This window comes from Streptosporangiales bacterium (genome assembly GCA_009379825.1).
Classification (GTDB): Bacteria; Actinomycetota; Actinomycetes; order Streptosporangiales; family WHST01; genus WHST01.
Map to the genome: position 1 here is coordinate 1 of WHTA01000122.1, position 11,015 is coordinate 11,015.

General features: G+C 70.4%; 12 protein-coding genes, 1 tRNA gene and 1 pseudogene. 1 reads left to right on the plus strand and 13 read right to left on the minus strand.

Annotated features, from left to right (window positions below; translation table 11 throughout):
• Nucleotides 1-86: 86 nt before the first annotated feature.
• Nucleotides 87-171 (plus strand) — tRNA-Tyr (locus GEV07_29375).
• Nucleotides 172-295: 124 nt separating this feature from the next.
• On the opposite strand, the gene GEV07_29380 is transcribed toward GEV07_29375, so the two are convergent.
• The 13 genes and pseudogenes from GEV07_29380 to GEV07_29440 all read right to left on the minus strand — a co-directional run bounded on the left by GEV07_29380 (nucleotide 296) and on the right by GEV07_29440 (nucleotide 10,465).
• Nucleotides 296-1,714, minus strand: a complete 1,419-nt coding sequence (locus GEV07_29380; GenBank protein ID MQA06641.1) for a tyrosine-type recombinase/integrase — start codon at nucleotides 1,712-1,714, stop codon at nucleotides 296-298.
• Entirely contained in the window at nucleotides 1,711-1,911 is a 201-nt protein-coding gene (locus tag GEV07_29385) for a helix-turn-helix domain-containing protein (protein ID MQA06642.1), read from the minus strand. The genes GEV07_29380 and GEV07_29385 overlap by 4 nt, the downstream gene beginning before the upstream one ends.
• 83 nt (nucleotides 1,912-1,994) lie before the next feature.
• Entirely contained in the window at nucleotides 1,995-3,287 is a 1,293-nt protein-coding gene (locus GEV07_29390) for an AAA family ATPase (GenBank protein MQA06643.1), read from the minus strand.
• Entirely contained in the window at nucleotides 3,287-4,150 is an 864-nt protein-coding gene (locus tag GEV07_29395; protein ID MQA06644.1) for a DNA primase, read from the minus strand. The genes GEV07_29390 and GEV07_29395 overlap by 1 nt, the downstream gene beginning before the upstream one ends.
• 91 nt (nucleotides 4,151-4,241) lie before the next feature.
• On the minus strand, nucleotides 4,242-4,736 hold the full coding sequence (gene ssb / locus GEV07_29400) for a single-stranded DNA-binding protein (GenBank protein MQA06645.1): 495 nt from the start codon (nucleotides 4,734-4,736) through the stop codon (nucleotides 4,242-4,244).
• Nucleotides 4,737-4,815: 79 nt separating this feature from the next.
• Entirely contained in the window at nucleotides 4,816-5,256 is a 441-nt protein-coding gene (locus GEV07_29405; GenBank protein ID MQA06646.1) for a hypothetical protein, read from the minus strand.
• A 74-nt stretch (nucleotides 5,257-5,330) separates the two neighbouring features.
• Nucleotides 5,331-5,549 (minus strand): annotated as a pseudogene (locus GEV07_29410) (hypothetical protein).
• Between the two features lie 204 nt (nucleotides 5,550-5,753).
• Nucleotides 5,754-8,048: a cell division protein FtsK gene (locus GEV07_29415; protein MQA06647.1), complete on the minus strand. Its 2,295-nt coding sequence runs from the start codon at nucleotides 8,046-8,048 to the stop codon at nucleotides 5,754-5,756.
• Between the two features lie 14 nt (nucleotides 8,049-8,062).
• On the minus strand, nucleotides 8,063-8,944 hold the full coding sequence (locus tag GEV07_29420; protein MQA06648.1) for a hypothetical protein: 882 nt from the start codon (nucleotides 8,942-8,944) through the stop codon (nucleotides 8,063-8,065).
• 89 nt (nucleotides 8,945-9,033) lie between these two features.
• Complete coding sequence (locus GEV07_29425) at nucleotides 9,034-9,327, minus strand: DUF4031 domain-containing protein (GenBank protein MQA06649.1); 294 nt, start codon at nucleotides 9,325-9,327, stop codon at nucleotides 9,034-9,036.
• 142 nt (nucleotides 9,328-9,469) lie between these two features.
• Entirely contained in the window at nucleotides 9,470-9,751 is a 282-nt protein-coding gene (locus GEV07_29430; GenBank protein MQA06650.1) for a hypothetical protein, read from the minus strand.
• Between the two features lie 202 nt (nucleotides 9,752-9,953).
• Complete coding sequence (locus GEV07_29435) at nucleotides 9,954-10,199, minus strand: hypothetical protein (protein ID MQA06651.1); 246 nt, start codon at nucleotides 10,197-10,199, stop codon at nucleotides 9,954-9,956.
• Nucleotides 10,199-10,465: a WhiB family transcriptional regulator gene (locus GEV07_29440; GenBank protein ID MQA06652.1), complete on the minus strand. Its 267-nt coding sequence runs from the start codon at nucleotides 10,463-10,465 to the stop codon at nucleotides 10,199-10,201. Before GEV07_29440 ends, GEV07_29435 begins: the two co-directional genes overlap by 1 nt.
• Nucleotides 10,466-11,015 lie beyond the last annotated feature (550 nt).

The following is an 11,015-nucleotide window of genomic DNA, read 5'->3' on the forward strand; positions in this document are numbered from 1 at the left end:
CACGATGCCGAGCAAACGGCCCAGGCATGCGGGAAGGGCCTCCACCGCCTCTGCGCCGCCGTTGCTATGCTGCCTGACGTCAACTCGGCGGGTTGCCCGAGCGGCCAAAGGGAACGGTCTGTAAAACCGTCGGCTCAGCCTACCCAGGTTCGAATCCTGGACCCGCCACCACCAGCAGATATGGCCCCTGACCTGCACGAACGCAGGTCAGGGGCCGTCTTGTGTTGTCCGGCCGTGTCCGGCGACGTCCGGTGATCTACGGTCGTCCGCCCCAAATACGCCCCAAGCTCGAAGGCTAGGAGCCGGTTGCGTCGATGCCGTCAGAATCCGAGTCGGCCTTGAGCGCAGCCTCGATTCGCTTACGCGCAGCCTCTTCCTGGCCGTAGATGCACTTGGCGTAGACACGCATCAGGACGTCGACGCTGTGCCCGGCCCACTCGGCGACCTGCGGTGCTGGAACACCGGCGTTGAGCCACGTCGATACGCAGGCGTGCCTGAGGTCGTAGGGACGTCCGGCGAGTGGGGAGGCGAACTCGGCGGGCGTGAGCGCCTTCTCGCGAGCCTTCTGCCAGACCCGGCTCTGAGTGTTCGTCGAAACCGGGTTGCAGTAGGGCCCGGCGACGGGTCTGCCGAACCTACCTGTGCGGGTGACGAAGAGCCGCCCGTCCGGTCCGGTGTCGAAGTCGTCGAGGTGCCGGCGCAGGATCGTGACGAGGTCGGGGCACGCGGGGATGATCCGGGTATCGGCCCGGGCCCGGTGCTTCAGGCCTCGGTTCTCGCGCGAGGCACCGTTGTCGTTCCACGCGGTGCCGGTCTGTTGGGTGGATCCGGTGAGCAGCAGCTCTCCCCAGCCCTCGTCGGGAAGTACGCAGTCACGCGCGTGGAGGTGTAGCGCCTCGGCGGGTCGCAGCGCCGCATAGTACATGCAGGCGTAGAAGGCTTCCAACGGCGCATGCGTTTCCCGCACCGCCGCGAGCAGCCGTCGAGCCTGCTCGTGGTTGACGACGACACGGCGGTCTACGGTCTCGGTGCTCTTCGGCGTCTTCCACCGGACCTTGTCGAGCGGGTTGCTGTCGAGTAGCCCCAGCTCGCCGGCGTATCGAACCGCTCCGGCGAACACGGCCCGCTTGCGCGCAATGGTTGTCGGCGCTGCGGTCTTCCCGTCGAGCGTGACGGCCAGGCTGTCGAGCGCTCTGCGCATGACAGCGGGGTCCGCCAGGTCCGCGACCGAGAGGGTGTTGGCGCTGGCCCACTGCGCCGCTCGGTCCACGGCTTCGCTGGGCGTCCTGCGGCGTGCAGTCGTGTTGAAGGACCAGGTGTACAGCGCGTGGCGTAGCTCGTCGTTGTCCGGTTTGCCGCGGTCGGACGCCAGGAGCGCGGCCGTGACCGTGGCGAGGGACTCGGCGATGCTCTTGCGGTGTCGTGGTGACGCGTTGGGCCACTTCATGTCCACGAATGCGCACGCGTGCTCGTACCACGAGCGCGAGTTCTTCGTGCGTGCCAATGGTTCCGAAAGGCCGGTGGCTTCGTCGAACGCGACGCCTTCCCGAGCGGCACTGAGGAGCTTCGCCCGGAAGCTTTCGGCGAGTTTGCGGGTCTCGAAGGTGGAGACGAAGCGCTTGTCGGCGACGACCCAGCGGACGCGGTAGGTCGTTCTCGACTTGCCACGGTAGGGATCGATGCTCCATATACGGACGTCGTAGGAGGTGTTCACGCGACCTCCTCCAGCCCGGCCAGCCAAGCCTCGTATGCGGATCGGCGGATGCGGAGTTGCCCGTTGGGCAGCTTGATGACCGGCGGTGTCTTCTTCGCGGCTCGCCAGTCGTAGAAGGTCGAGCGTGCGATGCCGAGCTCGGTGCAGAACTCGTCTACGGTCAGATGTGCTTGCTTGGCCCTGGTGTGGGTGGCCATGAACGGTTGTCCTCCGAGGGTGCGGGTACCTGGGTCCGAAGCCGTGTGGGCATGAGTCCTCCTTCGCGGTTGTCGTCTGGCGTTCACGCGGTACCTCCCTGGCTGGTGCGGCAGGCCGCGCAGAGCGTGCCGGTGGCGTGGTCGCCGTAGCGGCGGGTCGGACGCTGGCAGCGGGCACAGGGCCCGATGGCCGGTGTCTCGGTTCTGCCAGTACTGCCAGTACTGCCAGTACCGCCAGTTCCGCCAGTGCTGCCAGCTCCGCCAGCGTCGGGGGCGGCGGCAGAACCGGCCGTCTCCGCTGGGGGCGTCGACAGGCGCCATACCGCGCGGGCCGGGTAGCCGGTGCGTTCAGAGAGCACGCCGGCGCGGGTGCGGCTGCGGTACAGAGTGCGTTCCGGGATCCCGGCCTCGCGGGCGGCGTCGAGGAGATCGTCCAAGGGCGCCTCGCCGCCTTGGTCGGTGAGGTAGGTAGTCAGCCACTGGGCTGCCGTGTCCTGGGTGCCGCCGGTGGGTGTGGTTGCGGGTGGTCGTAGAAGGTCGTCCGCGGAGTAGTCGACGGTGCCTTCCCACTCGACGCGGGCGCAGCCGTTGTCGGGGTCGTCGACGAGGTGGTAGGCGAGGCTGGCGGGCGTCGCGGTGATGTTCGCCTTGGTGCCGGCGATGACGGCACGGCCGGCGTTCTGCGGGTCGTCGGGGTGGCGGGCGACGGTGAAGCCGAGCCGCGCGGCGCCGATGATGCCGATGGAGCCTCCTCCGCGGTAGATCGCGCTGGCGCCGTCGCCCTTGGTGAGGTGCCGGACGAGCACGACAGCTGCGCCGGCGTCCTCGGCGGCCCGCATCAGCGGGGCCAGGGCACGGCGGATGTCCTGGTCGCGGTGCGCGTTCACGGACGGCGCCAGGTAGGCCATGAGCGGGTCGATGACCAGCAGGGCAGCGTCGACCTGGCGCAGCGCGTCACGGACCAGCTCGGTGTCGGTCGGCAGCTCGGGGAGGCGCTGGCCGGGTTCCCCGGTGGCGGGGTCGGTACAACCGATGCCGGTGAGGGCCAATGCCTGGTCGAGGTCGGCGCCGCCGGCGCCGAGCCGGGGACGGATGGTGTCGCCGAGGCCGTCCTCGGCGGACATGATGACCACACCGGCCGTGTCCCCGCCCGCCTGGCCGTCGGGCCACGGCTTGCCGGCGGTGACGCGTGCGGCCCAATCCATAGTGACGGTGGACTTGCCGAGGCCGGGGTCACCGTCGACGACGTGGAGCTTGCCGCGGGCGAGGTAGCCGGGCCACAGCCAGTCGATTCGTTCGGGCGCGACGTCTGTCATGCGGATGAGTTCTGCTTTCGGTCGACCCGGTTCGCCGGGTGCGGGTGATTGGGGATGCATCAGGCGGCCACCTGCCGGGGTCGTCGGGCGCCGGCCTTGAAGCCGGAGGCGATCGTGCGGGTTGCCTCGCGCTCGGACTGCCCCACCGCGATGCCGGCGGCGAGCAGCCAGCCGGCGGCCTGGTGCTCGTCGAGAGCGCCGCCGGCGACGAGCTGGCCGAGGGCGACGGCGGCGCCGTAGAGGGCGCGGTTGCGGGTGCCCGGTGGTGCGCGGTGGACGTGGTCAAGCTCGGCGCGGACGGCGGCCGCGAGGTAGATCGAGAGGCGGCCGGTGTCGACCCTGACCGGGATCGGCTCCTGTGCCGGGAGCTGCGCCGGGGTGAGCCGGTCGGCCAGCCAGTCCGGCAGGTCGGCGATCGGCGCGTCGTCGAGCAGCTCGTAGCGCTGGCCGTTGACGCTGGTGCCCGCGGCGACGACGTAGCCGCCATGCCCGCGGGTGTCGATGAGCGGACCGAGGCTGCTGTGGGTGTTGCGCAGCTCGAGGCGGCTTGGCCCGCGGTAGTACAGGTGCAGTCCGCCTTGTCCGGTGCGGACGGTGTAGGTGGCCGGCGGGTGGGGCTGACCAGCTTCCTCGCAGATGGTGGCGAGCACGTCCTGGCCGCAGGTGATGCCCGGCCCGTAGTCGCTCGGTGGTGGCTGGTCGGGTTTGGGGACGTCGAGGTCGATGACCAGCAGCCCGGACGGGCCGCAGGCGATGCCGACGCCGTAGCGGCCGGCTGTCCAGCAAACGCGAATCCGGTTGAGGTCGGTCGTGGCGCGTGTCTCCCACCGATCGACTGCGGGTCGCTTGTCACCGGTGCGGAGCGGGAACACGTGCCAGCCGCGGGCCGCCGCGGTCAGCGGCACGTCGAGAGTGGCGGTCACTGCGATATCTCCTGTCAGGCATGCGGAGCGTTGCTCCAGAGGGTGGCCCGGCGCGGGTTGCAAGCGAGCCGGACCACCCGCGCTGGTCGCGTCAGAACGGAGGCTGGTCGTCGCCGAAGCCGGGCACGCCGGCGCCGGCCGGGACCGGTGTCGGCTTGGGCTGCCAGGCGGGAGCAGAGTCACCGGCGCGTGGTGCGGCGTTCGCACCGGTGGCGGTGTCGCGGGTTACTCGGGTGACGCGCGCCATGGCCCAGCGAAGTGACGGGCCGATCTCGTCCACATCGAGGTCGATGGAGGTGCGCTTCTCCCCCTCCTCGGTGGTCCACGTCGACTGGCGCAGTCGCCCGACCGCGATCACTCGTTGGCCCTTGTGCAGGGACTCGGCGATGTTGCTGGCCTGGTCGCGCCAGCAGGTGGCGCGCAGGAACAGCGTGTCGCCGTCGACCCATTCCCCGGTCGTCTTGTCGAGCCGGCGTGGGGTCGAGGCGATCGAGAACCGGGCGTAGGCGTCCCCGGTTGTGGTGAAGCCGAGCTCGGGGTCGGCGGTGAGGTTGCCGACGATGGTGAGGGTGGTGTTGGTGCTCATGCGGGTTGGTGCTCCTTCTCGTGGTGATGGGTGGTACACCGGCCCACCGGGTGGCGGGCCGGAGTCTGTGTCGCGGCGGTCATGGGTGCTCACCGGTCCGGCCGTCGAGGTGGCCGGTGACGAGGTGGCGGTCGCCGCGTTCGTGCCAGCCGGACGCATGCGCGATCGCGTCGAGGACGAGCCGCATGTTGTGACCGTCGAGTCCGGTGACCAGCTCGCCGAGCGGACGGCTACCGAGCTGGCCAGCGAGCTGCGCGACGATCGCGAGGATCCGTAGCTCGCCGGACGAAGCGGGCAGCGCGGCGGTCTCGTCGCCGTCCGCGATGCGTGCGGCACGGTCGGCGTCGAGCCAGGCGTAGCCGCCCTCGGCGCACAGGCATGCGCGCCGGAAGTCGCGGCGGGCCAACCATGCGCGGTGGGCGATCAGCAGCTCGACGGCGGCCTCGTCGCGGTAGGAGCCGGCGGCCCAGGCGCGCAGCGCGGCGGTCAGGGCGACGTGGTCGTCGTAGTCGTCGGTCATTTCGCGGAGTCCCTCCATGGGCGGGTGGTGCGGTGGGGTCGGGTGCCCTTGCGGCGGGTGGTGCGCGCGGCGGTCCAGAGCTGGCGGCCGAGGCGGACGCGGGCGCCGGTGCCCTTGCAGTGGCGGCAGAGCCGCCAGGCTTTGCCGGTGGGCGAGCGTTTGCGGCCGCTGCCGTCGCACCACCCGCAGGCGGTGAACGGCCAGATCAGGCACGCGGCGAGGTAGACCGCGGTGAGCGCGAGCGCGGCGAGCAGGACGCCGCCGAGGGTGACGAGGTCACCGCCCGGCTGCATACCCAGCTGGGCCGGCTGCACTGCCGGCTGGGCTGCCTCGGTGAGGCTGCTAGCGGTGGTGTGGAGGGGGTGCATCGTGGCCTTTCGGGCGATCGGTATACGGGCGTGCGGCATCGCCACCGCTAGGACCGTGTTTGTGCTGGTCAGCGGCGTTGGTGGGGTGCTAGCGGGGTCGCTAGGTCTAGCGGGTGGGGGTGCTAGCGATCAGATGTCGGACGGACCCCCTTCGTCGTCGCCGTCGGTGCGGCGCTTGCGTTGGTTGAGGGCGTCGAGGACGTCGGCGCGGTGTAGGCCGTAGCGGTTGCGGCCGGCTCCGGTGTCGTCGGTGAGCCAGACCTGCCGGGTGGTGATGCCGTACGGCTTGACCGCTGCGGCGAGCTGGGCGGGTTTCCAGCCGTCGTAGGTGTCCGGGCGCAGGTCGGCCAGGCGGGCGCAGATGGTCTCCGACCAGACCTTGTCCTCGGCCGCGGGGATGACGGCGGCGAGGTCGTCGAGCAGGGACGCCAGCGGCGCGCCGTCCGGTGTGGTGAGTTCGCCGATGGCGTGGCCGGTGAGTGTGCCGGCCGTGGCCCGGAGCGCTCGTGCGCGGGCGATGATGCGGTCGGCGTCGAGGCCGTCCACGTAGTAGGAGCGGGTGACCTTCGGGTCATCGGTCGCGCCGACGAGGAAGCCGATGCCGCGGTCCTTGCCGGTAAAGCTCGTGGCGCGGACGCCCTTCTTGTACATGCTGGTGCCCAGGACCATGTCGTTTTCGACCTGGCCCATCACCCGCAGGCAGAACCGGATACCGACGTTGGCGGACACCCCGGTGGGGAGGGAGTCCTTGTCCGGCCGCTGGGTCGCGAGGATGAGGATGATGCCGAGGGCCGGTCCGCGCTTGATGATGGCGGTGGTCAGTTCGGCGGCCTCCTTGCCGTGTGTGGGGTCGGTGAACAGCTCCTGGACCTCGTCGAGTCCGCACACGATCGTGTGGAGACCGAGGGACCGGCGTGCGGCGAGCTCGGGCGTGACCTTGGACTCCGGGCAGATGTCGCGCGGCAGGTTCCGGATGGTCTTCGCCCGGACGTTGAGTTCGCGGTAGAGGTCGCGCAGGGAGTCCATGCACGCGGCCTTGGTCTCGTCGTCCGCGCCGGTCCCGTAGTGGTGCGCGACCGGCTCCAGCGGCGCGAAGTCCCCGGTCCCCTTGAACTCGAACAGGCGCAACTGTGCATGCGGGTCCAGTGCAGCGGCCAGCAGGAGTACCCGAAGTGCGAACGTCTTGCCGTACCGCGGCATGGCGCCGATGAGCACGTTGGCGAACATCACCTGGACGTTCACGGGCCGTCCACGCTGGTCCGTGCCGAAGGGGACCGGCTCGAACAGGTCGGTCCGGCCGGACCGCGCCAACGGGAACGGGGTCGGCTTGGCTTTCGCCATGTCCTGGTCCCCGACCCACAGGACCAGCCGACCCGCGTGTTCGTCCTCGACCGACTCGGGCCACACGCACCCAAGCGGCCGACGCAATCCGGAGGCCAGCTTGTCGCGGCGGTCCATGATGTCGTCGACCGTCACGCCGTACGGCAGGTCCACAGTGGCCCGCCAGCCAGGACCGTCGCGGACGATCGGGGCCGGGAACGTGATACCAGTCCCCTTCGGCCCGACAGCGGCATTGATCTGCGCGATGCCCAGCGCCGCCAGCGCGCGGACCACCAGGTCCGACGTCAGCCGCGGCGCCTTCTGCGTGACGACCGAACGGCCGATCAGTGGCTTGTCGGCCGGCGAGCCGATCACGCCGAACACCACGACGGACACCGCGGCGAGAACAGCGACGGCCAACGCGCCGACGGACGCGGCGACGAGGCCGGCAGCGGCGAGCAGGAGCGGCAGGACAAGCAGGAAACGCCACTTGAGCCGGTCGCGGCGTAGCCCGTCGAGGGCCATGTACTCGTCGGCATCCTTGCGGTCGACCGCCTCACGACGCAGAGGCGCGCCCTCGGCGTCGAGTACCCAGCCGGCGATCGCGCGCAGTGTTCGGTAGACCCCGCGTGGCGAGCGGCCTGTGAGCTTCGCGACGTACAGCGGCACCCGCACGAGGTGATACGCCGCTGTGTGGCCGACGAAGCCGGCGAGCCAACGGGTCACATCGCGCAGCTCGGCCCGGTCTTTCAACCACGGCGCCAGCACAGGCGAGCGGGTCTCGTCGCCGCGAGCGCGAGCGATCAGGTCCACGCGCTCACGACGCGCGGGCGGGTCCACGGGGACCGGTGTGCCCGCCTGGTCCTCGTCGTCCGCTGGTCCTTCGCTGCTGGGGTGGTCCGCTTCGGCCGTCGGCTGGTCCTCGATGACCTCACCGTCGAACACCTTCGGCTCAAGGTCGGTGTTCGGCTGGTCCTCGGATGGCTGGTCCCCGGCCGTCTCGACCTGGATCAGTGCGGTGTCGGTGGTGTCGGGGTCCGGGACGGCGCGCAGCTGCGGCCGGTGGTCACCGTTGCCGAGTCCGACGAATTCCTTGAATCCCATGTCTGGTATGCCTCTCAAGCGGCCTCAGACGGCCGCTGACGGCCGTTCGAGTCATGGTCGGTGTCGATGGACGAAGGAGCGGCGATGAGGACGCGCAGAAGCGCGCTCGCACGGCCCGTCGAGACGGCATGGCCGTCCTCGCGCAGGCCGGCGATCAGGGACCGGCGGGACAAGGACTGGCCCTGAGCGGCGAGCCGGTCCGCGACCGCTCGGCCCGGGGCAAGCAGGTCCGACACGTCCGGTCCGCTGACTGCCGGGCGGTCCGGTGTGCGAGTGGCCCTCTGACCGCGGCGGTCCGCGCGTTGCCGGGCCGTGGTTCGCGTCGCGGCAGTCCGATCCGCCTCGCTGGTCTCGTCCTGGACCTGCGCCGCGGGAGCCGGCACGGTGGGCTGGTCGAGCTCGGGTCGATCCGCGGCCGAGGCGGACTCGTCGACGACCGGTTGCGTCGCCGCGCGGTCGGTGGCGTAGCGGTGCGCGGCCAACACGGCGTCGGTCAGGCGGTCCCGGAGATCGGTGATGGCCTCAGCCATGACGAACACGACGGCGGGCGGAACGCTGTGCAACACGATCAGCGCCGCATCGCGCGTTGCCCAGGCCGACCAGGTGTTCATCGTGTAGGTCGCCGCAAGCAGTCCCCACTTGGCGCCGCGAACCCACTGGCCGGCCCGCAGCTGATACCGCGCGAGGGTCGCCTCGGCGATCAGGGTGCCGACGAGGCACAGGCTGACCATCGGGTCGAGCAGCCAGGCGATCACCCAGGCCACGGATCCGACTTCGGCGCCGCGTGCGGCGAAGCTCGCCACGTTGGACATGGTGAATAGCAGTCCGAGCACCAGACCCGTCCAGACCAGGACGTCCACGCGGGTGCGTACGCGTTCGATCGCCAGCGCCGCCACGTCGGGATGCGTGCGGTACGCACGCAGCTGCGCCGCCTCGTCCGCCGCGGCGAGTAGCTTCTGAGCCTTGCTCGGCTTCGGTCCGTTGGTCATCCGGCGACCTCCGTCCGGCACCGCTCACGCATCAGGCGCGCCGTGTCGCGGTGCCGCACCGGGATCGCGCCCATCAAGATGGCGCGGGTGCGCTCGGCCTCCGTGGCGTACCGCCATGGCTGGCGGCACGCCACGAACGCCTCGTGCCGGAACCCACAGTCGTGCGCGGCGCCGAGACGGGCGCGGAAGTCCTCCAGCTCGACAGGGCTGTCGGCGAAGAGGCGCGACCAGGAGTGGCGGTCGGCACCGACGCCAGCTGGGATCGCCGCGTCGTCGACGTAGACAGTCATCAGTTCTCCCCGAGGTCGTAGCGATGTTGCGGTTCGTCGTGGCCGAGCTCGTCGCACAGCTCGGCGTAGGCATGGACGTACTCGTCTTCGGTCATCGCGGTCACCAGGCGCATGGCGGCCTCGACGATGCGTTCCAGCTCGGTCATCGGCCGATCTCCTTCCGCGCCAGCGGTGTCAGCGCCTCCCGGTACACGGCGGGGTGTGGGCGGACGGTCGGCATGGCGGACACTGCTTCCGCCACCACGGCCGCCTCTACTGCATGCGGGCCACTGGCGGGCTCGGGAACGACGACGTGGTGGACGACCTCGCGGGTCGTGTGCTGTTGCACGTCGACTCGCAGGTAGGGACGGCGGCCGGTCGCCCACAACACGGCGGACAGCAGCGCGCCGAGGAAGGCGCCCAAGATGAGGCCAACAATCAGCACGGACGGCCTCCCCTCGAAAGACCGAGAGCAACCAGAACGCGCGTCAGGCGGCCAGGGCGGGTGCTGGTGAACCGGAACTCCGGGCCATCACCCGGCAACGCGCATGCCGCCCACAGGTCACCGGTCGCGGCGACGTCGCCGAGCTCGACGACCTCGTCCCGGATGAGGAGCCGGCGAGTCGAGGCTGGGTGGGTGGTCGCCATCAGGACGCCACCTCCCGCGCCACCGGATCGTCGGTCCACGCTGGCGCCGCACCGAACTCAGCCGGGAGCGCAGAACGAAGCGCGGTGAACAGGGCCCACGCCTCGTCGGTGCGCAGCGGGACACGCAGGTGCCCGATGCACAGGTACACCTCGTACGTACCGCCGACTCGGACGGTAGCGGTGGCCTTCCCCGACTTGGTCCAAGATGCCGGGTAGCGGGTCCGATAGTAGGTCGGTGCGTACATCAGGCCACCTCCGACAGCTCGTTGGCGGCAGCAGCCGTCGAGGCAGCTCGGCGACGGCGTAGCGCGCTCCGCTCGCGTTCGCTGAGCCCACCCCAGACGCCGTGCCGGCTCTCACTGGAATGCGCAAGTGCCCACTCCAGGCAGGCTCGTTGCAGCGGGCACTCGCGACACAGTCGCTTGGAGTCGACGGTCGAACCGCCCATCTCTGGGAACCACAGCTCGGGGTCGACCTCGCCACACAAGGCCGTGGGCGCGTCGGGCGCCATCCATGGCGCCGTGCGGTCGAGACCGAGAACGGAGACCAGCTCACTCACGCGGCACCGCCCATCGCTCGCGATACCCGTTCTTGAGCGGCAGGCATGACGCGCACCGTCCGGGCAGTTCGCCGGCGTACCTCCCGGCGAACTGAGCGCTCGGAGGCGTCGAACCGTGGATCTGGCGCAGGCTCGCCAGCGGTCGCATAGGTGAGCTCGACGACTTGGGACCAGTACTCGCGTAGACGAGCACGTTGGTGCTCGGGCAGTGGCGCGACTGTCGCCGTCAAGGGCCCAGCCCATTCGTCCGGGCAGGCTCGCGCCGTACGCTGAACGCGCATGGGTTGTTCCTCTCGCAGGGTTCGACCGGTGCACAGGCCTCGACGGGTGGCAGCCCGTCGGGGCCCCTTTCTTGCGGTCAACTAGTAGTGCTTTGTTAGGTCGTGTCGTGGGGGTCGAAGGGTCGTTGGCAGGTGTGGCATGCGCCGGCCATGGTGGCGAGGAGTTGTTGGAGTTCGCGTACTACGGCGTAGAGGGTCAGGCCGGCGCATCCGGTTTTGGG